This is a genomic window from Novisyntrophococcus fermenticellae, from assembly GCF_018866245.1.
Taxonomy (GTDB): domain Bacteria; phylum Bacillota; class Clostridia; order Lachnospirales; family Lachnospiraceae; genus Novisyntrophococcus; species Novisyntrophococcus fermenticellae.
The window spans coordinates 3,247,627-3,269,481 of the sequence record NZ_CP076458.1 but is presented as its reverse complement, the minus strand read 5'-3'; the positions used below and the strand labels follow the sequence as shown (position 1 = coordinate 3,269,481).

At 43.4% G+C, this 21,855-nt stretch carries 21 protein-coding genes; 20 read left to right on the top strand and 1 reads right to left on the bottom strand.

Going from position 1 to position 21,855, the window contains the following annotated elements:
- Positions 1 to 16 precede the first annotated feature (16 nt).
- The 10 genes from KNL20_RS15210 (at position 17) to dusB (ending at position 8,145) form a co-directional block, all read left to right on the top strand.
- Complete coding sequence (locus tag KNL20_RS15210) at positions 17 to 1,000, top strand: ABC transporter permease (protein ID WP_230398542.1); 984 nt, start codon at positions 17 to 19, stop codon at positions 998 to 1,000.
- Complete coding sequence (locus KNL20_RS15205) at positions 997 to 1,824, top strand: ABC transporter permease (RefSeq protein WP_230398541.1); 828 nt, start codon at positions 997 to 999, stop codon at positions 1,822 to 1,824. Before KNL20_RS15210 ends, KNL20_RS15205 begins: the two co-directional genes overlap by 4 nt.
- 31 nt (positions 1,825 to 1,855) lie before the next feature.
- A complete protein-coding gene (locus KNL20_RS15200) occupies positions 1,856 to 2,782 on the top strand; it encodes an ATP-binding cassette domain-containing protein (protein ID WP_230398540.1) in 927 nt (308 codons plus the stop codon).
- Positions 2,772 to 3,380, top strand: a complete 609-nt coding sequence (locus KNL20_RS15195) for an ABC transporter ATP-binding protein (RefSeq protein WP_230398539.1) — start codon at positions 2,772 to 2,774, stop codon at positions 3,378 to 3,380. Before KNL20_RS15200 ends, KNL20_RS15195 begins: the two co-directional genes overlap by 11 nt.
- Positions 3,381 to 3,476: 96 nt before the next feature.
- A complete protein-coding gene (locus KNL20_RS15190; RefSeq protein ID WP_230398538.1) occupies positions 3,477 to 3,926 on the top strand; it encodes an NfeD family protein in 450 nt (149 codons plus the stop codon).
- Positions 3,927 to 3,928: 2 nt separating this feature from the next.
- A complete protein-coding gene (locus KNL20_RS15185) occupies positions 3,929 to 4,855 on the top strand; it encodes an SPFH domain-containing protein (RefSeq protein WP_230398537.1) in 927 nt (308 codons plus the stop codon).
- A gap of 221 nt (positions 4,856 to 5,076) precedes the next feature.
- On the top strand, positions 5,077 to 6,066 hold the full coding sequence (argF, locus tag KNL20_RS15180; protein ID WP_230398536.1) for an ornithine carbamoyltransferase: 990 nt from the start codon (positions 5,077 to 5,079) through the stop codon (positions 6,064 to 6,066).
- A 5-nt stretch (positions 6,067 to 6,071) separates the two neighbouring features.
- The gene (locus KNL20_RS15175) at positions 6,072 to 6,824 is read left to right on the top strand and encodes a biotin--[acetyl-CoA-carboxylase] ligase (protein ID WP_230398535.1); all 753 of its coding nucleotides are present in this window, start codon (positions 6,072 to 6,074) and stop codon (positions 6,822 to 6,824) included.
- A 20-nt stretch (positions 6,825 to 6,844) separates the two neighbouring features.
- The gene (locus KNL20_RS15170) at positions 6,845 to 7,189 is read left to right on the top strand and encodes a DUF6145 family protein (protein ID WP_230398534.1); all 345 of its coding nucleotides are present in this window, start codon (positions 6,845 to 6,847) and stop codon (positions 7,187 to 7,189) included.
- Positions 7,186 to 8,145 carry a tRNA dihydrouridine synthase DusB gene (dusB, locus tag KNL20_RS15165; RefSeq protein ID WP_230398533.1) on the top strand — a complete coding sequence of 320 codons (960 nt, stop codon included), beginning with the start codon at positions 7,186 to 7,188 and terminating at the stop codon, positions 8,143 to 8,145. Before KNL20_RS15170 ends, dusB begins: the two co-directional genes overlap by 4 nt.
- A 26-nt stretch (positions 8,146 to 8,171) precedes the next feature.
- On the opposite strand, the gene KNL20_RS15160 is transcribed toward dusB, so the two are convergent.
- Complete coding sequence (locus tag KNL20_RS15160) at positions 8,172 to 9,242, bottom strand: NAD(P)H-dependent flavin oxidoreductase (protein ID WP_230398532.1); 1,071 nt, start codon at positions 9,240 to 9,242, stop codon at positions 8,172 to 8,174.
- A gap of 237 nt (positions 9,243 to 9,479) precedes the next feature.
- Here KNL20_RS15160 and greA point away from each other — a divergent pair, with 237 nt between their 5' ends.
- The 10 genes from greA (at position 9,480) to KNL20_RS15110 (ending at position 21,848) form a co-directional block, all read left to right on the top strand.
- Complete coding sequence (gene greA / locus KNL20_RS15155; protein WP_230398531.1) at positions 9,480 to 9,959, top strand: transcription elongation factor GreA; 480 nt, start codon at positions 9,480 to 9,482, stop codon at positions 9,957 to 9,959.
- 21 nt (positions 9,960 to 9,980) lie between these two features.
- Positions 9,981 to 11,912 (top strand): lysine--tRNA ligase, encoded by a 1,932-nt coding sequence (gene lysS, locus KNL20_RS15150; RefSeq protein WP_230398530.1) that lies wholly within the window; start codon positions 9,981 to 9,983, stop codon positions 11,910 to 11,912.
- 191 nt (positions 11,913 to 12,103) lie between these two features.
- Positions 12,104 to 12,433: a cupin domain-containing protein gene (locus KNL20_RS15145; RefSeq protein WP_230398529.1), complete on the top strand. Its 330-nt coding sequence runs from the start codon at positions 12,104 to 12,106 to the stop codon at positions 12,431 to 12,433.
- A 23-nt stretch (positions 12,434 to 12,456) separates the two neighbouring features.
- A complete protein-coding gene (locus KNL20_RS15140; protein ID WP_230398528.1) occupies positions 12,457 to 12,900 on the top strand; it encodes a GNAT family N-acetyltransferase in 444 nt (147 codons plus the stop codon).
- A 138-nt stretch (positions 12,901 to 13,038) separates the two neighbouring features.
- Positions 13,039 to 14,427 carry a zinc-ribbon domain-containing protein gene (locus tag KNL20_RS15135; protein WP_230398527.1) on the top strand — a complete coding sequence of 463 codons (1,389 nt, stop codon included), beginning with the start codon at positions 13,039 to 13,041 and terminating at the stop codon, positions 14,425 to 14,427.
- Positions 14,424 to 14,597 carry a hypothetical protein gene (locus KNL20_RS15130; RefSeq protein WP_002587789.1) on the top strand — a complete coding sequence of 58 codons (174 nt, stop codon included), beginning with the start codon at positions 14,424 to 14,426 and terminating at the stop codon, positions 14,595 to 14,597. The genes KNL20_RS15135 and KNL20_RS15130 overlap by 4 nt, the downstream gene beginning before the upstream one ends.
- A gap of 544 nt (positions 14,598 to 15,141) precedes the next feature.
- Positions 15,142 to 15,966 (top strand): ParA family protein, encoded by an 825-nt coding sequence (locus KNL20_RS15125; RefSeq protein WP_230398526.1) that lies wholly within the window; start codon positions 15,142 to 15,144, stop codon positions 15,964 to 15,966.
- Positions 15,923 to 16,855 carry a ParB/RepB/Spo0J family partition protein gene (locus tag KNL20_RS15120; protein WP_230398525.1) on the top strand — a complete coding sequence of 311 codons (933 nt, stop codon included), beginning with the start codon at positions 15,923 to 15,925 and terminating at the stop codon, positions 16,853 to 16,855. Before KNL20_RS15125 ends, KNL20_RS15120 begins: the two co-directional genes overlap by 44 nt.
- A gap of 285 nt (positions 16,856 to 17,140) precedes the next feature.
- Complete coding sequence (locus KNL20_RS15115) at positions 17,141 to 21,391, top strand: SpaA isopeptide-forming pilin-related protein (protein ID WP_230398524.1); 4,251 nt, start codon at positions 17,141 to 17,143, stop codon at positions 21,389 to 21,391.
- Positions 21,392 to 21,551: 160 nt separating this feature from the next.
- A complete protein-coding gene (locus KNL20_RS15110) occupies positions 21,552 to 21,848 on the top strand; it encodes a hypothetical protein (RefSeq protein ID WP_044682078.1) in 297 nt (98 codons plus the stop codon).
- Positions 21,849 to 21,855: the final 7 nt, after the last annotated feature.

The window sequence follows — 21,855 nt, the reverse complement described above, 5'->3', positions numbered from 1 at the left end:
GCTGAAAGGGTACAAAATGATAAACACTATAAAATTTATCAGTGAATCGTTTTTTAGATTATTATTACTTTTGATAGGAGTCAGTATATTAAGCTTTATCCTGATCATTCATTCACCGATTGACCCTGTAGACGCCTATGTTGGTGCGGAGAGCAATGTCTCTGCCCAGCAGAGGGAAAATATAGCCCGGCACTGGGGATTAGATAAATCTCCGGTGGTACGCTATACTACATGGGTGAAAAACATGCTTCAGGGAGATATGGGTACATCAATTATTTATCAGAAGCCTGTATCAAAAGTTTTGCTGGAGCGGTTTCAGACATCCCTTATCCTTATGGTAACAGCCTGGGTTTTATCAGGAATTATAGGTTTTGTTCTTGGGGTGCTTGCCGGATCCGGGCAGGGAACCTGGTATGACAAGGCAATCAAGGCTGTCTGCTTTGTTCTTTCTTCCACCCCTGTTTTCTGGATTGGGCTGCTGCTGCTCATGGTATTTTCCATATCATTCGGATGGTTTCCAATTGGCCTGGCGGCGCCTATAGGAAAAGCGGCACAGGATGTTACAATCTGGGACAGAATCTATCATCTGATTTTGCCCGCAATCACATTAAGCATTACCGGGATTGCCAATATCACTTTACATACCAGACAAAAATTAATCGATGTGCTAAGCAGTGATTATGTTCTGTTTGCAAAAGCAAGGGGAGAATCAAAGTGGACTTTGGTGAAACGGCATGGGATAAGAAATATTGCCATACCGGCGGTAACCTTACAGTTTGCTTCCTTTAGTGAACTTTTTGGAGGGAGTGTATTGGCTGAACAGGTATTTTCCTATCCCGGACTTGGGAATGCAGCTACCCAGGCAGGATTAAAGGGAGATGTTCCTCTGCTTCTGGGAGTGGCATTGTTCTCCGCTGTTTTTGTGTTTGCAGGAAATTTGTCGGCAAATATTTTATATGGGGTCTTTAACCCTCAAATCAGGGAGGGCTCTAAGGTATGAAGTTAACGATTAATAGAAGAAAGCAGACGTTAATCCTGATTGGAATGATTGCTTTTTTCTTAATACTGATAACAGCTGCGGGATTGCTGATGGATCCGGCCGCTTATGATCCGGACTATGCTGCTAAAAAACTCCCGCCCTCTTTCAAGCATCTGTTTGGTACAGATTATTTGGGAAGAGATATGTTTTTCAGAACGGTGAAAGGCCTTTCCACCAGTATCTTAATCGGAACTCTGGCTGCAGGAGTAAGTGCATGCCTGGCTCTGATATTAGGACTTTTATCAGCTACTGCAGGGGGAATCGTTGATAAGATCATCAGCTATTTTGTTGATCTTTTTATGGGAATTCCTCATATGGTACTTTTAATGCTGATTTCTTTCATGATGGGGAAGGGACTAAAAGGAGTAATCATTGGAGTCGCTCTGACCCACTGGCCCAACCTGACACGAGTAATACGTGGGGAGGTGCTGCAGGTCAGAGGGATGCAGTATGTAAAAACTTCTGAGAAATTCGGAAAAAGCTGGTTTCATATTGCTTCCGGACATATTCTGCCCCATGTACTTCCTCAGTTTATTGTAGGCCTGATATTGTTGTTTCCACATGCAATTCTGCATGAAGCAGGAGTCACATTTTTGGGGTTTGGACTGTCGGTGGATACTCCGGCGATTGGCATAATCCTCTCTGAAGCACTGAAACATATTGCCACAGGTATGTGGTGGCTGGTATTCTTTCCAGGTGTATCGCTGATTGCAGTGGTTATGCTGTTTGACAAACTGGGAAGTCAGATAAAACAGCTGATGGATCCGGGGACTGCACAGGATTAGAAAGAGTTCTGATGAAAGGTCGGTAGTTGAAATGAAAGAAAACAGAGTGATTCTGGATGTACAAAATCTTTCCGTAAAATTTAAAAGATATGATAAAGGTTTTAATCAGAAGGACTTAGAGGTTATTTCTGATTTAAATGTGACGGTAAAGGAAGGGGAGATCCTTGCCATTGCCGGTTCCAGCGGATCCGGTAAAAGTCTGCTGGCCCATGCCATATTAGGGATACTTCCTAAAAATGCCGCTGTTTCAGGGAAGATGTTTTATTATGATAAATTGTTGGATGCAAAATATCAGAACAGGCTTCGGGGGAAAGAAATCGCTTTGGTACCCCAATCAGTGGAATACCTGGATCCGCTGATGAAGGTGGGCAGCCAGGTTATGGGGACTTCGAATTCAAAAGAAGAGATGCGTGATGTTTTTAGAAGGTATGATTTATCGGAAGCGGTGGAAGAAATGTATCCTTTTCAGCTTTCGGGCGGGATGGCAAGAAGAGTACTGATTGCCACTGCCGTAATCGGGGATTCAAAATTAATTATTGCTGATGAACCGACACCGGGGCTGAGTTATAAAATGGCAGCTGAGACCATGCAGCATTTCCGCGATCTTGCAGATGAAGGCAGAGGGGTGATTCTGATTACTCACGATATAGATCTGGCATTTCATGTAGCAGATAAGGTAGCGGTATTTTATGCGGGAACCACAGTGGAGATCGCTTCCGCTGCAGACTTTCTGTCAGGGGAATCCGCTCTTCGCCATCCATACAGCAAAGCACTGTGGCGGGCTCTTCCCCAGAATGGTTTTAAGATAGCTTCCGGTACACAGCCTTATGCCGGAACAATTACCTCCGGATGTCTCTATGCTCCCCGGTGCATCTACAGAACAGATGCCTGTAATGGAGGAAAGATAGGAATGAGAGAGTTAAGAGAAGGTGAGGTGTGCTGTATCAATGCAACTTGAAGCAAAAAATATATCGTTCGGATATGCAAAGAATAAAAAAATCCTTGATAACCTTTCCATTTGTATACCTTCCGGTGAAAGAACCGCATTAATCGGGCCTTCCGGATGTGGAAAGAGCACGTTGGCAAAAATTCTGGCAGGATATATAAAACCCGATCGTGGAGAGGTGCTGTTCGAAGGGAACCCCTTACCTGCGAAAGCATACTGTCCCGTTCAGCTGATTTATCAGCATCCGGAGAAATCTATTAATCCCAGATGGAAAATGCGTCGTACGTTAAACGAGGCATGGAAACCGGAGGAGGAGTTTGTTAAAAAGATAGGAATCGAACCGGAGTGGATGAATCGCTATCCTGCAGAACTATCCGGAGGAGAAATGCAGCGGTTCAGTATAGCAAGAGCATTAGGCCCGAAAACCCGGTTTATTCTTGCGGATGAAATTACGACTATGCTGGATGTGATTACGCAGGCACAGATATGGGATTTAATGCTGTCAGTTGTCAGGGAAAGAAATTTAGGTCTGTTAGTAATAACCCATAGTGAAGAACTGGCAAAACAGATTTGCAATCATATTGTTTATTTTGAAGATTTAATGAAATAATCATCCGATTCGGTACCGAACTGTAACAGAATGTTGTATTTTGAGCATAAATATAGTATGATGAATAAGAAACAGGAATCAAGAAAGGGGAACAGTATGAATTTTGTAAACAACCCGATGATATGGCTGATTTTGCTGGTTGTCATGCTGGCAATTGAGGTTGTGACACTGGGGCTGTCCACAATCTGGTTTGCGGGTGGAGCGCTGATTGCCTTCTTAGCGGCATTGCTGGGTGCGAATATTTACATACAGGTCATCCTATTCCTTGTAATATCCATTGTACTTTTGGTATCTACAAGGCCAATAGCGGTCCGGTATCTGAATGGAAAGACTACAGCCACCAATGTAGACAGTCTGATTGGTTCCCATGCAATTGTCACGTCAGAGATTAACAATCTGCTTGGAAAAGGAGAGGCGGAGGTGAATGGTGTACCATGGTCCGCCCGCTCGGAACAGGATGATTTGGTTATTGAAGCAGGAAAGGTTGTAGAAGTTGTAAAGATTCATGGAGTAAAAGTTGTAGTCAGAGAGGTGAAAGGGGAATAACTATGGGTTGGTTGATATTTATTATGTTTCTCGCCATAATCCTTTGGGTTCTGGCATCCTGTATTAAAATCGTACCGCAGGCTAAGGCATATGTTATAGAGATGCTTGGTGCGTACAAAGGTACATGGGGAACCGGTCTTCATTTTAAAGTTCCGTTTTTTGAGCATATAGCCAAGAAAGTCAATCTGAAAGAGCAGGTTGTGGATTTTCCTCCTCAGCCGGTTATCACGAAGGATAATGTTACCATGCGTATTGATACCGTCATATTCTTTCAGATTACAGATCCTAAGCTGTTTGCATACGGGGTGGAAAATCCGATTATGGCAATTGAAAACCTGTCGGCTACCACACTGCGTAATATTATCGGCGAGATGGAGCTGGATGAAACGCTGACTTCCCGTGAGATTATTAATACCAAGATGAGAGCGGCTCTGGATATTGCAACAGATCCATGGGGAATCAAAGTAAACCGTGTGGAGTTGAAGAATATCATGCCTCCGGCCGCCATTCAGGAAGCCATGGAGAAGCAGATGAAGGCAGAACGTGAAAGACGGGAATCTATTCTGATTGCGGAAGGTGAGAAAAGGTCTACCGTCCTGGTTGCCGAAGGTAAAAAGGAATCCGCTATTTTGGATGCAGAAGCCAATAAGCAGGCTGCAATTCTAAAGGCTGAGGCGGAGAAAGAAAAGCGTATCCGTGAGGCCGAAGGTGAGGCAGAGGCTATCTTAAAGGTTCAGCAGGCAAATGCCGACGGTATTCGTATGCTGAAGGAGGCAGGAGCCGACGAGGCAGTTCTGACACTGAAAAGTCTGGATGCCCTGGGACGTATGGCTGAAGGCCAGGCCACCAAGATTGTGATTCCATCAGATCTTCAGGGAATGGCAAGCCTTGCTACAACACTGAAAGAAGTAGTCAGCGAAAAGAAATAACCTGCCACCGGCAGCTTCTCTTGCATACTTTGGTATAAAGAGCATTATCGGTAAAATGATAATGCTCTTTATGCATAAATATTAATATATTATGCATAAATATTCTGAATAGTGTTGCAAAGCTAAGAAGGACATGTTATATTTATAAAAATATAGTTATTATCAGCCATCGAGGATAAGCTGAATAGTAACAAAATGTATGAGCCAGGAGGATGATAGATATGAATTTAAAAGGTCGCAGCTTTTTAACATTAAAAGATTTCACTCAGGAGGAAATCAAGTATTTACTGGACCTGTCGGCACAGCTGAAAGAAAAGAAAAAAAGAAATATTGCAGTTGATACACTGCGGGGAAAGAACGTGGCACTTATTTTTGAAAAAACAAGTACCAGAACCCGCTGTGCATTCGAAGTTGCGGCTCATGATCTGGGCATGGGTACGACTTATCTGGATCCTTCAGGCTCTCAGATTGGGAAAAAAGAAAGTATCAAGGACACTGCAAGGGTGCTTGGCAGGATGTATGAAGGTATTGAATATCGTGGATTCGGACAGGAAATTGTGGAGGAGCTTTCCAAATATGCAGGTGTTCCGGTGTGGAATGGACTGACGAATGAATATCACCCCACCCAGATGCTGGCGGATCTTCTGACCATACAGGAGCAGTTCGGACATCTGGAAGGCATAAGGCTGGTCTATATGGGCGATGCCCGTTACAATATGGGAAATTCCCTGATGGTTGCCTGCTCCAAGATGGGTATGCATTTTGTGGCATGCGCACCGGAGAAATATTTCCCGAACCAGGAGCTGGTAAGTCAGTGTGAGGTATGGGCAGAAGAAAGCGGCGGTACGATTACGCTGACAGAGAACGTGACAGCAGCGGCAACCGGAGCAGATGTTATCTATACGGATGTCTGGGTTTCTATGGGAGAGCCTGACGAAGTATGGGACGAGCGCATTAGAGAGCTGACTCCGTATAAAGTTACCGGGAAGGTGATGGAGCTTGCAAAACCGAAAGCAATTTTCCTGCACTGCCTGCCGGCTTTTCATGACTTGAAGACAAAAATCGGAAAAGAAATATATGAAAAGTATGGCGTAGAGGATATGGAGGTCACCGATGAAGTGTTTGAATCTCCGCAATCCAAGGTGTTTGATGAAGCAGAGAATCGTATGCATACCATCAAGGCCGTAATGGCAGCTACACTTGGAGCCTGAATCGCATGAAGATTGATATCTGTTTTCGAAAAGAAGTGGATTCTACGAATGACTGGGCAAAGCAGATGGCTGGAGAGGGAGCCCCTGAGGGCACCCTCGCTTTAGCTGATTCCCAGATTCTGGGTCGTGGCCGCCGTGGCCGTAGCTGGAAATCCCCTGCAGGTGACAACCTGTATATGTCTCTGATACTCCGTCCGGAGATTCCCCCTGAAAAGGCCTCCGGACTGACTCTGGTTATGGGACTTTCGGCTGCCCAGGGGATTACAGATGTCCTGGAACTTCCGGTAAAGATAAAGTGGCCCAACGATCTGGTGATTGAAGAGAAGAAATTTTGCGGAATCCTGACAGAGATGAATGCAGACCGCCAGAAAATCCGCTTTGTAGTGGTCGGAATCGGCATAAATGTGAACAACTCTGCATTTTCCGGGGAGCTGCAGGGCAGAGCCACTTCATTGAAACTGGAAAAAGGCACTGTCATTGATAAAGATGTGATATTGGAAGCAGTTATGGCTGCATTTGAAAAAAATTACAAAATTTTTCTGAAAACGCAAGATTTAAGCGGACTGGTGGAAGAATATAACCGGATACTTGTGAACCGCAGCCGTCCTGTAAGAGTCCTGAATCCTGTGAATGCTTTTGAAGGGGTGGCACAGGGAATTAATACATCCGGTGAACTTCTGGTGGAAAGAGCGGATGGCAGTGTGACAGCGGTTTACGCGGGGGAGGTTTCCGTTCGTGGAGCATCTTCCTATGTATAGTGATAATAAAGGAGTGTTAAATGTATTCTGATAATGTAGTTTTGTGTGTGTCCAATGCATACGAGCAGAAGTATTATTTCAATCCGGATTTTCAGGCTTTGCCTCAATCCATACAGGATGAACTGCATGTGATGTGTGTCATGTATACGGTTGAAATTGGTGGGATATTCCAACTCTACTTTGATGTGGACGGGAATCTGGAAATGACTACAGAGGCATTGGATGCGGATGCCATGTATGACGATATCGGAGGAGCACTCCGGATTAAACAGCTGCAGCAGGAAAAGCGTGAGTTGTTTGAAAGTCTCGAGATGTTTTATAAGGTGTTTTTTTTGGGAGAGGATCTGGAAGGAGAAGAATCGTGAAGCAGTTGACCATCGGTTCTGTAAAGCTGGATAACCCTTTCATCCTTGCACCGATGGCCGGAGTGACCGATTTGCCGTTTCGAGTGCTGTGTAAAGAGCAGGGGGCCGGTCTGATCTGTATGGAGATGATCAGTGCCAAGGCCATACTTTATAAGAATAAGAATACCGAAGCTTTAATGAAGATTCATCCTTCGGAACATCCGGTTTCTTTACAGCTCTTTGGCTCCGATTCCGAAATCATCAGTGAGATGGCGAAACAGATTGAAGACCGCCCTTTTGACATCCTGGATATCAATATGGGATGCCCGGTCCCTAAGGTGGTGAACAATGGAGAGGGTTCTGCACTGATGAAGAACCCCGCTCTGGTTCGGGAGATTGTGAGCAAGACTGTAAAGGCAATAAGAAAGCCAGTTACAGTTAAAATCCGGAGAGGATTTGATGAAGACCATGTCAATGCCGTTGAAATTGCGAAGATTATAGAAGACTGCGGAGCCGCGGCAGTTGCAGTCCATGGAAGAACGAGAGAGCAGTACTATGCCGGGAAAGCAGATTGGGAAATTATTCGGCAGGTGAAGGAAGCGGTTTCCATACCGGTTATAGGTAACGGGGATATAGATATGCCGGAAAAGGCAGTTCAGATGATGAATCAGACAGGCTGTGACGGTGTGATGATTGCCCGCGGAGCCCGGGGAAATCCATGGATATTTTCCAGAACCTTACAATATATGGAAACAGGGGAAGCCTCGTCAAAGCCGGATAAGGAAGAAGTAATCCATACGATGCTGCGGCATGCCCGGATGCAGCTGGAATATAAGGGCGCTTATACAGGAATTCGTGAGATGAGAAAGCACATTGCATGGTATACATCCGGCTTCCCCAAATCCGCCAGACTGCGAAGCGCGATCAATGAAATAGAAACTTATGAAGAACTTAAAAAACTGCTCCTTAGCTTATAAGGGCAGTTTTCAAGTTCTGTTTATAGTTAAGCAGAGACAGCCTGGGCAGCTTCATTCATCAACATATTCATCAACGCAGGTACGGTAGTGATTTCATGAATCCGGCCCACATTGCTTCCACAGAAGAATAAGCCGTTCTTCAGGTCCCCCTGAACCGCATCAACTAAGGCTTTGGTGATGCAGTAGGGTGCATTTTTTACATTGCAGGTCTTGATACAGTTATAGCAGCGGCTGATTGGCTCTTTTGCAAGTCTTACTCTTTCAATAAATTGATTTCGAATCGCCCGTCCTGGCATTCCTACCGGGCTTTTAATGATTTCTATATCAGCTTCGGTGGCATTTACATATGCCATCTTATAATTATAGGAAGCATCACATTCTTCCGTAGCAACAAAACGGCTGGCAATCTGAACACCGGAAGCGCCAAGGGAAAGAAATTGTGAGATATCTTTCCCGTCGAAGATACCTCCTGCGGCAATTACCGGTATCTTTTGATTGTGCTCTGCTTCCAGCTTTCTTACATGAACCAGAACTTCCCTGGTCGTAGTCTCCAGTGAACAGGCAGGGGAATCCAATTCTTCGGCTTTATAGCCCAGGTGTCCGCCTGCTTTCGGCCCCTCAATAATGACGAGATCAGGGAGATATTGATATGACTTCATCCACTTTCGGGTGAGCAGGTCAAATGCACGTGCAGAGGAAACAATGGGTGCAATCTTGGTGTCAGTACCTATTACATACTTAGGAAGATCCATGGGCAGTCCCGCACCTGAAATAATCAGGTCTGCTTTTTGGGCCACACATTCCTTTACGATAGCATCATAGTCTGATAAAGCGACCATAACGTTAAATCCGATGATTCCATCAGGTGCAATCTCACGGGCTTTTGAAAGTTCCTGTCCGATTGTCCTTAAGTTAGCCTCACGGGGCGATTTTAAGAAGTCAGGCTCCTGATAGCCGATGTCAGCGGTAGATATAATACCGATTCCGCCTTCCTTTGCCACTGCGCCCGCAAGACTATGCATGGAGACACCTACGCCCATTCCCCCTTGAATAATTGGAAGACGGCTGCATTTTTTACCAATTTTAATTCCGTTCATAAGCTTCACCTCAAATTATATAGTAAATGAATCTTTTATAAGTGGTTTTTAATACTACATAACAAATAGCATATCATAAAAACTTTTGAATGTCAATTATTTTGATAGTCAAAGTATTAAGATTTTCTTTTTGAAAATGAAGCCTGCTTTACTTGACATTCTGCCGCATTTCAATTATAATACGGTAATTGTTATAGAAATGTAGTAGACTTCTTGTGGGAAAGGGAGCAGCAGGTAATGGAAAAAAAGAACATATTGACTTACGCGGGATTACAGAAGTTAGAAGATGAAATACACGACTTAAAGGTTTATAAAAGAAAAGAAGTCGCAGAGAAAATAAAAGAAGCCAGAGAACAGGGTGATTTGTCTGAAAATGCAGAATATGATGCTGCAAAAGATGAGCAGCGTGACATCGAGGCTCGTATAGAAGAGATAGAGAAGATCCTAAAGAATGCAGAAGTTGTATTAGAAGACGAAGTTGATGCTGATAAGATTAACGTTGGCTGTAAGGTAAGTGTATATGATATGGAATACAATGAGGAGATGCAGTTCTTTATTGTAGGTTCAACCGAAGCCAACAGCCTTCAGAACAAGATTTCCAATGAATCACCCGTGGGAAAGGCTTTAATTGGTTCTAAGGTTGGAGATATAGTAAGTGTAGAGTCTCCGGCAGGGGTCATGCAGTACAAAATTTTAACAATTGAAAGAAATATATAATAGATAAAGGAGTGAAGATTGGTGGCAGGACAGCAGAATCAAACACAGGAACAGGACATTAACCATCTGTTGAAGGTACGTCGTGAGAAGCTGCAGGAATTGCAGGAAAGCGGGAAGAATCCATATCAGATTACCAGGTACGATGTAACACATCACAGCCAGGAAATAAAAGATAATTTTGATACCTTAGAAGATAAAGAAGTTTCTATCGCAGGGCGTATGATGTCAAAACGCGTGATGGGAAAAGCTTCTTTTTGTCATGTTCAGGATCTGCAGGGCACCATTCAGTGCTATGTGGCCAGGGATAATGTAGGCGAGGAGTCCTACAAAGACTTCAAAAAGATGGATATGGGAGATAACATCGGCCTGGTTGGAACTGTGTTTAAGACAAAGACAGGTGAGATTTCCATTCACGTGACAAGTATTCTGCTGCTTACCAAAAGTCTTCAGATATTACCGGAGAAGTTCCATGGATTGACGAATACGGATCTTCGTTACAGACAAAGATATGTGGATTTAATTATGAATCCAGAAGTTAAGGACACCTTCATCAAGCGCTCCAAAATCTTAAGCTCCATACGTCATTATCTGGACGGACAGGGCTTTATGGAGGTGGAGACCCCGATGCTGGTAGCCAATGCAGGCGGTGCGGCAGCGAGGCCGTTTGAAACTCATTTTAACGCGCTGGATGAAGACTTTAAGCTGCGCATTTCTCTTGAACTATATTTAAAGCGGCTGATTGTCGGCGGCATGGAACGGGTGTATGAAATCGGAAGAGTGTTCCGTAACGAGGGACTGGATACAAGACACAATCCGGAGTTTACGTTAATGGAGCTCTATCAGGCATTTACCGATTATCACGGGATGATGGATCTGACCGAAAATCTGTACCGTCATGTGGCACAAGAGGTTCTGGGGACCACTACGATTACTTATAGAGGCGTAGAGATGGATCTTGGGAAGCCATTTGAGAGAATCACGATGGTAGATGCTGTAAAGAAGTATGCCGGTGTGGATTTCAATGAGATCCAGACCTTAGAAGAGGCGCGTGCACTGGCAAAGGAGCGTCATATACAGTTTGAAGAACGTCATAAGAAGGGCGATATCCTGAATCTGTTCTTTGAAGAATTTGTGGAGGAACATCTGGTTCAGCCTACCTTTGTGATGGATCATCCGATAGAGATTTCACCGTTGACTAAGAAAAAACCGGAAAACCCGGAATATGTGGAACGGTTTGAGTTCTTTATGAATGGATGGGAGATGGCGAATGCCTATTCCGAGCTGAATGATCCGATTGACCAGCGGGAGCGGTTTAAGGCGCAGGAAGAATTGCTGGCACAAGGTGATGAGGAAGCGAATACCACGGATGAAGATTTCCTGAATGCACTGGAACTTGGAATGCCTCCGACTGGCGGTATCGGGTTTGGGATTGACAGAATGTGTATGCTGCTGACGGATTCGGCAGCGATCAGGGATGTTTTGTTGTTCCCGACAATGAAGACCCTCGGTGGTGTAAAATCCGAAAATGGTGTAAAGGATAAAGAAGTTTCTACACCAAATTCAAAGCCTGAAAAGATTGATTTTTCTAAGGTAAAGGTTGAGCCTTTATTTGAAGAAGATGTTGATTTTGATACATTCTCAAAGTCTGATTTCAGAGCTGTAAAGGTTAAAGAGTGTGTTGCAGTACCGAAGTCAAAGAAACTCCTTCAGTTCACTCTTGATGACGGAACAGGCACGGATAGAACCATTTTAAGCGGTATTCACGCATATTACGAGCCGGAAGAACTTGTTGGTAAGACACTTATCGCAATCACAAATCTTCCCCCAAGAGCAATGATGGGCATTGATTCTTGCGGTATGCTTCTGAGTGCAGTACACGAAGAAGAAGGCGAAGAAAAGCTCCATCTGCTTATGGTAGATGACCATATTCCGGCAGGTGCAAAGCTCTACTAAGAAGTACCGTTTTACCCTACAAAACGGGATGTACTTCATTTGTGAAAAAGCTCTGAAAATACACAAATACACCAAATTTACACCAAATGGTGCTTGAAACGGTGCAGAGCCTTAAAAATCGCATAATTTTCAAGATATATGGGCAGTTCCATTGCGGAATTGCCCATTTTCAGAATAAGCGGAGGTAAAAAATGCTGATAGACTTCAATGAAACAAAAGAAATAACAATTTCCGGTATGAACGGTGGCACAGGCACAATGAGTGCAAGAATGTTTATGGATGAGCAAGGAAAAATAATCCCGACAAAAATCCATTCCGGTGGCTCAATCGGGCGTCATAAGCACGAAACGAGTGATGATATAAATTATGTCCTGTCCGGAACAGGCAAAGCAGTCTGCGATGGTCAAGAGGAAATTCTGAAAGCAGGAACTTGTCATATCTGTAAAAAAGGTTCACAGCATAGCATTGAAAATACCGGAGACGACGATTTGGTGCTGCTTACGGTAGTAGTAGACCGTTAAAACGAAATTTGCAGGAATAAACAATGATAATCACAGAGGTTATTAAAAATAAAAAACAGTTTCTTTCATTACTGCTGTTGGCAGATGAACAGGAAAATATGGTAGACCGTTATCTTGAAAGAGGCACTATGTATGTGCTTGACGATAACGGTGTGAAAGCTGAATGTGTCGTCACCGATGAGGGCGACGGAATTCTTGAAATAAAGAATATTGCAACCGTTCCCGAATATCAAGGCAAAGGCTATGCCAAAGCCTTGATATATTTTCTTGTGAACGAATATGACGATAAATATTCCGTTTTACAGGTTGGAACCGGCGACAGTCCGCTGACGGTTCCGTTTTATGAAAAGTGCGGTTTTGTTCGTTCTCATACCATACCAAACTTTTTTACAGATAATTACGACAACCCGATATTTGAATGTGGCGTCAGGTTGGTGGATATGGTAATTTTTCGAAGAAACCTATAAACTAATTTATTCAAGCCCTTTGAGAGAGGAAAAAATCTTTTCTCAAAGGGCTTTTTTTATTTTTACCGATATTCGCAAACTACAAGAAAAAGCCGAAACTTCATATACTCTAATCACAGAGGAAGTGGAGGTTTTGATATGAGTAACAGTTTAGCGGCAGTACATCCCGAATTGATTGCCGAATGGTCGGATAGGAATTTACCGCTGACACCGGACAGCGTGACTTTCGGCTCGAATAAGAAAGTATGGTGGAAAGGTGCTTGCGGTCACGAATGGGAAACAAGTATAAAGGCTCGTTCCAGTGGCGAGAAATGCCCCATATGCTCCGGTGCGAGAGTGATTGAGGAAATTAACGATTTATGTACATTGAAGCCGGAATTGGCTTCGGAGTGGTCAGAGAAAAATGAAATCAAGCCGACAGAGGTATCTATCGGCTCACACAAGAAAGTGATATGGAAGTGTAAATTAGGACACGAATGGATAGCCACTGTAAAGAGCAGAACCATCAACAAAACAGGCTGTCCGTATTGCTCCCATAATAAAGTTCTTGCCGGATTTAATGACCTTGCAACCCTGTTCCCGGAAGTAGCCGACGAATGGTCTGATAAGAATGAAAAGAAGCCTACCGAAGTTATGGCGTTTGCAAACAGCAAGGCTTGGTGGAAGTGCAGAACCTGCGGTTATGAATGGAATACGCTTATCTCTACACGTTCAGGCGGCAGTAAATGTCCTTGTTGCAGTGGCTATACATTTATAAAAGGCAGGAATGACCTAAAGAGTACACACCCACAGATAGCCAAAGAATGGTCAGAGAAAAACTATCCTCTGCAACCGGATGAAGTCAATGCAAAGTCGAGGAAAAATGTATGGTGGCATTGCAGAAAATGTGGAAACGAGTGGAAATCAGTTATCAATGCCCGTGTGAAAGGAACGGTTTGCCCTGTCTGTGCAGAGCGAGAAGTGCTTGCCGGATACAATGATTTGGCTACGACGGATAAGCAGCTTTTGGCAGAATGGAATTATGAATTAAATAAGTTGAAGCCGACGGAAGTTTCAAGAAATTCAGCAAAGAGAGCATGGTGGCAATGCAGATACGGTCATTCTTGGAGTATGAAGATAAACGAGCGTACTGTTCTCGTAAAAGGGTGCAGAATATGTGAGCAGGAGTATCTGTCATTGTTCCCGGCTCTTGTAATCAGTTATTATGCCAATTTGAAAGGATTGAAAGTTGAACTTGGCTCTGATAGGTTATTCGGCATTCCACTTGATGTATATATCCCACTGGAGCAGGTTGCCATTCAAGTGAATACGGACTCGGAGAAGATAGATATAATAAAGGAACATCTCTGTAAACAACGTGGAATCAAACTCATTAAGTTGCCGATGAAGTCAAACGAAGCGGAACCCGAATATGCACAGCGTATCAAAGCGGCATTTCAGAGCGTACATATATTTATATCTTCCGATACAGAAGAAGATGTTAAGATAATCAGGAAAATATTTAAGAACTGGAGGAACAGCCGATGAGAGAAAAGAAATATCACATTTATCTAACCGATGATGAGCAAAGCAGAGTGATACAGTCGCTTATCAATCTGAAAAACAACCTCATAGTACAAGGAAGATACACCGACGCAGTAGATGAAGTTCTTCTGAAAGTGCTGTCCGCAAGGAAAAAGAAACTGAAAATCAAATAATTTCAAGCATTTATGCCGTCTGTTTTTTAACCGAAACAGGCGGCTTTTTTGTTGTCAAAAATTTTTTGGATTTTTTTTCGGAAAAGCAGCGATTTTGGGTGTCCAAAATGAAGCCTTTTGTGCAATGAGTGAAGGGGTTATTTCCTGATGATGAAAACGGAAGCCTTTTCACTTGTTCTTTGACAACTGAATACACAGGTCGTTAAGACTTTAATTTTGATGATAGCCACTTTAGTGGGTACGCCAAAACTTCTGAAAATTTCAGAACAGCGAGAACTCCTGCTATGAGTATCGGATTGCAACCGATATGGCGATGACAGTCAGAAAGATAATGATACTTCTCTACGGAGCTGGCGGAGTACCCGGCAGAGGTTAGATTCCTATGATACAGATAAGCAGCCTGTTCCTTAACGACTTCCCGAAAGCGATATGCTTGGCAAGGGATATTGAGAATAAATATTGCCACGACCGTTTAGGAAATGAAACGGTCAAGTACATAGCCGTTTTTATTGGCTATGAATAAATCGAAAGGAGGACGCAAGAGGTGTCAAACTGCAAAACGATTGCCATATGCAATCAAAAAGGCGGAGTCGGAAAGACAACGACAACGGTTAATCTTGGCGTTGGGCTTGCAATGCAGGGTAAGAAAGTGTTGCTCATAGACGCAGACCCACAGGGAGATTTAACCACCTGTCTCGGCTGGAGAGATACAGACAATTTGGGTATCACGCTTGCAACGAAACTTACAGATGTGATTAGTGAAACGATGAATGACCCGACAGGCGGTATCCTGCATCACGAGGAAGGCGTTGACCTTTTACCGGCGAACCTTGAACTTTCGGCGATGGAATATAACCTAATGAACGCTATGAGCAGAGAAACCACTTTGAGGAATTATTTAAGTCAGGTCAAAGACAGATATGATTTTGTTCTGATTGACTGTATGCCCTCACTGAGTATGGTAACACTCAATGCTTTATCTGCGGCAGACAGCGTGATTATTCCGGTGCAGGCACAGTATTTGCCGGCTAAGGGTATGACCCAGCTTGTGCAGACCATTTCAAAAGTCAAGAAGTATATCAATCAGGACATTAAGATAGACGGTATGCTTCTCACTTTGGTGGATAACCGCACAAACCTCGCCAAAAGTACGGTGGAAGCGTTGCGGGAGAATTTCGGAAATCAGATTAAACTGTATCGCACATCTATTCCGATTGCTGTAAAAGCCGCAGAAACTTCTTCCAAAGGAAAGAGCATTTTTGCTTATGAGCCAAACAGTACGGTGTCTAAGGCATACACCGAATTTACGAAGGAGGTGTTAGCTGATGGCAGGAAGAAAGAGCGACTTCACTCTCACGAGGCTCGATGACTTGTTTTCAACACAGGAGCAGAGAGATGAGGAAAAACTTTCAAAAATCCGAGATATTCCGTTAGAGCTGATTGACGATTTCCCAGACCATCCATTCAAGGTCAGGGACGATGAAGATATGCAGCAGCTTGTCGAGAGTATCAAGGAACGTGGAGTAATTACTCCGGCTACGGTAAGGCAGAAAGAGGACGGAAGATATGAACTCGTATCCGGTCACAGACGAAAACGAGCAAGTGAACTTGCCGGTTTTGAAACACTAAGATGTGAGGTTGTTGACCTTAATCGAGATGAAGCCACAATTCTAATGGTGGAAAGTAATTTCCAAAGGTCGCAGATACTTCCCTCTGAAAAAGCCTTTGCCTACAAAATGCGATTGGACGCAATGAAAAGGCAAGGATTTCGTTCTGATTTAACTTCTGCCCCAGTGGGGCAGAAGTTCTCGGTGGAACAAATTGCAGAAAATTCTGCTGATAGTAAAACGCAAATCCAGCGTTATGTTCGCCTTACAAACCTTGTTCCCGAGCTGCTTGAATTTGTTGACGAGGGGCGTATTAAAATGCGTCCTGCCGTAGAACTTTCCTATCTTGACGAAGATTGCCAGCGTGATGTGGTTGACGAAATCGACCTGAATGACGCTACCCCGTCACACGACCAGACAATCCGTATGCGAAAGTTATTCAACGAGGGCAACCTTACAACAGAAGCAATCCACGCTGTTATGTCTGAGGAAAAGCCGAACCAAAAGGAAAAAATCGTGTTGAGGGGCGACAGAGTAAGACAGCTTATCCCGAAAAACATTCCCGTCAGTCAGACGGAGGATTTTGTCTGCAAAGCATTGGAGCATTACAACAAGTTCTTGCGTAATCGTGCAGAGCGTGACAGCAGATAGCCTGTTTTACAGTTCCCCTTTCTCACACTCTAACCCCTTAGTTATATTTTTACCTACCGAAAATGATATATACTATCTCACTTGAATATAACTATCTCAAAGTATATGTCTATCTCTAAGGGGCAATCGCACAGTATGAACGGACTGGAGGTGTATGGTAAAATGAAAAATTAACGAAAAATCCGCATTTGTTTTTCGGCAGGTAAATCTTGTCGTAAGAGAAAATCCACAAAGGCACATCGTAGAGATACGGTGTGTTTTTCAATTTTTACAGGAGGAAACGCAATGATAAAGTCAAAATTCAAAAGAGTCACGTCGCTTTTCTTGGCGACCCTTATGTGTGTGACCACTTTTGCAGGCATTGGCTCGACAACAGCATATGCTGCTTCGGGAGAAAAAGCCGATGTTTATATGGTCGATTTCCCTCGTGATGGCGATGCTAATTACGATGGGGTATGGGGACACAGCAATTTGACCTTGAAAAATGGTTGGCATACCGGACGTTCCAATTTTACCAATCTTAAGGCTATTGGCTCATACTCAGGCAATGTTGCTTATTGTATTGAGCCGGGAATTTCGCTCAAGGTCGGTCAGACAATGAATAAGTATGACGAAAATTATTTTAATAACCTTGCAGCCAATGGGGTTATTTCCGGAGATGAAATACGTCTTTTCGTTGGTCGTATTTTACAGTATGGCTATCGTGGGACAATCTCGACTTCTTGGAGGTCACAGAATGAAGCGGCAGCAAACAGCATTGCACAGGCTTATGCTACACAGCTTCTTATCTGGGAAACTGTTATCGGAGAGCGTGATGCGAACTTCAATCATGTAGCAGCCAGTGGTTGCAGCAATGTGAAAGATGTCATCAATGCAAAGCATCCGCTCCGCAATAAGATTTTCAGTTATTACAACAGTATGGTGCAGAGTGTACAGAACCATGCGATCATACCGAGCTTTTGTAATAAATCGTCCGGTTCGGCAAAGACAATAGAACTTGAGTGGAACGGAAGTAAGTACACAACTACTCTGACAGACTCCAATAATGTGCTGTCCAAATATAATTTCAAGGCAAGTATCAGTGGAGTGAGCTTTTCAGTGAATGGTAACAAACTTACTGTTTCTATGGATACTGCACCGAGTAAGGAATTTACCATTACCGCAACGAAGAAAAATGCAGTCCGCAGAGGTGTGGTTGTATGGTCAGAGGGCAAACACGGTCAGAACTCCAGTGTGCAGGATGTTGTCAGCTATGCTCAGGAAGTAAGCGATAGTATCAACGGTTATGTGAAAATGAAAGTCAGCTATGGTTCTTGTCAGATTGTAAAGACCAGTGAGGACGGCAAGGTTGACGGTATCAACTTCACGATTACCGGAAACGGTATCAATCAGACGGTTACAACAGCTAATGGCGGTAAGTTCCAGATTGATAACCTTATGCCGGGTATCTATACCGTAACCGAGCAGGCATACGATAAGTACGAGCCGCAGGAAACACATAGAGTTACTGTTGTAGCAGGACAGGTTGCAAAGGTCAATTTCAATAACAAATTGAAGCGTGGCGACCTTCAGGTAGTGAAGTCCTCAGAAGATAACCTTGTTGAAGGTGTGAAGTTCCATCTTTACGGTACTTCTCTTTCCGGTGATGCTGTTGACCAGTATGCAGTTACAGACAAAAACGGTGTGGCAACTTTCAAAGATATGCTTATCAGTGGTTCTGAACCATATACCCTTGAAGAAGTAGACACAGCTATCCGTTATGTTGTACCGAAAAATCAGACTGCACCAGTGAAGTGGAAAGAAGTAACCACAAGAAACTTCAATAACATTTTAAAGAAATTTACTGTAACAGTAACAAAGAGCGATGCTGAAAAAGGCGAAGCACAGGGCAATGCCAAACTTTCGGGAGCAATTTACGGTATCTATAAGGGCGAAACGCTTGTAGATAAATATGTTACTGATGAAAACGGTCAGTTCACTACCAAAGAATATGTTTGTGATACCGACTGGACAATCCGAGAAATTACACCGAGTGAAGGCTATCTCCTTGATAAGACCATTCACAAGGTAGGTGCAGACCCGAAACTTTATGAGGTGGAACACAACCTTACTTCCAATGATGTAACCGAGCAGGTAATCAAAGGCAATGTGGCTATCATTAAACACACTGATGATGGAGAAACAAAGATTGAAACACCTGAAAAGGGTGCTTCCTTTGAGATTTACCTGAAATCTGCCGGAAGCTATGACGCAGCCAATAAAGACGAGAGAGATACTATCGTATGCGATGAAAATGGCTTCGGTCAGACAAAAGATATGCCGTATGGTATTTATACCGTACACCAGACTTCCGGTTGGGAAGGCAGAGAGATGATGGACGATTTTGATGTGTTCATTTCACAGAACGCACAGACCTACCGTTATCTTATCAATAACCGTAACTTTGAGAGCTTTGTCAATGTAGTCAAGGTGGACGCAGAAAGCGGAAAGAGTATTCCGTATGCAGGAGCAGGATTTAAGATTTACGACCCGCAGGGCAATCAGGTCAAAATGACCTTTACTTATCCGACACCAACCACGATTGATGTGTTCTATACCGACGCAAATGGTTCTCTTGTAACACCTGAGAAATTAGATTACGGCAAGGGATATTCCATCGTAGAGGTACAAGCTCCATACGGGTATGTACTTGATGATACTCCGGTATATTTTGATATTACCGAAGAAAATTCTACAGAGGAAGGCGGCGTAACTGTTGTGAAAGTCAATAAACCGAATATGGCACAGAAAGGTACTATCACGGTTGAAAAGAACGGAGAAGTATTTAGTGGTGTCAATGTAAGTGGTTCTGAGGACAGTGATGTTATCTATCAGCCTGTTTATGAAGTGGCAGGACTTGAGGGTGCAGTTTATGAAGTCCGTGCTGCGGAAGATATTAGCACACCGGACGGTACACTCCGCTATTCAAAGGGCGAAGTGGTAGATACTATCACAACAAGCTCCGATGGATTTGTTAAGAGCAAAGAACTTTACCTCGGAAAATACGAGGTCAAGGAAATTACCGCACCTTATGGAATGGTAATCAGTGGCGAAACACATACGGTTGAGCTTACTTACGCAGGTCAGAATATCTCTGTTACCGAAACTTCCACATCGTTCTATAACGAAAGACAGAAAGTTCAGGTAAGCCTTGCAAAAGCCATTGAAAAGGACAAGACATTTGGTATTGGCGATAACGGAGAAATCAAAAATATCAGCTTTGGTCTTTATGCCGCAGAAGATATTGTATCTGCAAGCGGTACAGTTATTCCGGCTGATGGACTGATTGAGATTGTCAGCGTAAATGAAAATGGAACTGCTGTTATGAAGTCAGACCTTCCGTTTGGCAAATACTATGTCAAAGAGATTGCAACCGATGAGCATTATATTCTCTCTGATACGAAGTATCCGGTTGTATTTGAATACGCAGGTCAGGATACCGCAACGGTTGAAATCAAAGTGAATGACGGAAAAGAAATCAAGAATGAACTTATCTATGGTTCTGTATCAGGTAAGAAGATTGACGAGAACGGAGAAGCACTTGAGGGTGCTGTTATCGGTATCTTCAAAGCCGAAGAAACAGAATTTACAAAGGATACTGCACTTATGACGACTACCTCTGCAAAAGACGGTAGTTTTTCTTTTGCAAAAGTTCCTTATGGCAAATGGATTGTAAGAGAAATCGAGCAGCCAAAGGGATTTGTTCTTGATGAAAAAGCGTATGAGGTCAATATCAGCGAAGCCGAGCAGGTAGTTGAAATTGAGATTGTCAATGAGTATGTTCACGGCAATATCAGACTCACGAAGGTGGATGCTGAATATCCGGATAACAAGCTTACGGGTGCAACCTTCGAGGTATATAAGGACACCAATGAGAACGGAAAGATTGATGATGGCGATGAACTTATCGGAAATCTTGAAGAAACTGAAACCGGAATTTATGAGATGAAAGAACTGCTTTACGGAAAATATATTGTCCGTGAAACAAAAGCACCGGAGGGCTTCCTGCTTGATAAGGGAGAATACTCTGTTTTCATTGAGAAAGACGAAACAACTTATTCCGTTGAGAATAAGGCAGGTGTTGGATTTATCAATGAAGCTATGCGTGGAACACTGAAAATCGTTAAGACATCTTCAGACGGTAAGGTCAAAGGTTTTGCGTTCAGAGTAACCGGAGCAAACGGCTATGATATGACATTTGAAACAGATAAGAACGGCGAAATTGTGATTGAGGGACTTCGTATTGGCGAATATACCGTATCCGAAGTGGCAAACAATGCTTCTGCCGCATATATCACACCTGCCGACCAGAATGTTACTATCAAACTTGATGAAACAGCCGTTGTAAAAATGCACAATGAGTTGAGGGATACTCCAAAGACAGGAGATGATACCAATATGAAACTTTGGTATGTCCTTGCCGGACTTTCTGCTGTCGGTATCGCTGTAACGTCTGTTGTTGCACACAAAAAGAAGAAAAAGGAGGGTAACGAGTAATGGAAGCAAAGACAATTATCGCTATCGCATTAGTCGCCGTTATTGTCGGCGGCTTTATCTTTCTTCAGGTTAAAAACCGTAAGAAGTAAGTAACAAGCGAACATTAACCAGTCGGGGCAGAGCGTAAAAACTCTGTCCCTTTAATTTTTGGAGGAACATTATGAAACAACAGAAAACGGTGGAGAGCCGAGTGCTTGAAATCTTAAAGGAATGCCCGATGTCGAGGTATGATGATATGCTTCTCATTCTGCATTATTACAATCGGTACGGATATATACCTGCCGGAAATCTTCCGCTTGAGGATATTGTATTTAATTACCGAGCATACGGACTTCCTTGTTTTGAAACCATACGCAGGGCAAGGCAGAGAGTACAGTCCCTTTTTCCTGAGTATTCACGTAATCCGCAGAAAGAAGAACAGAGCGGCAGTATTTCTATTGTAATCAACATTAACTAAGGGGGTA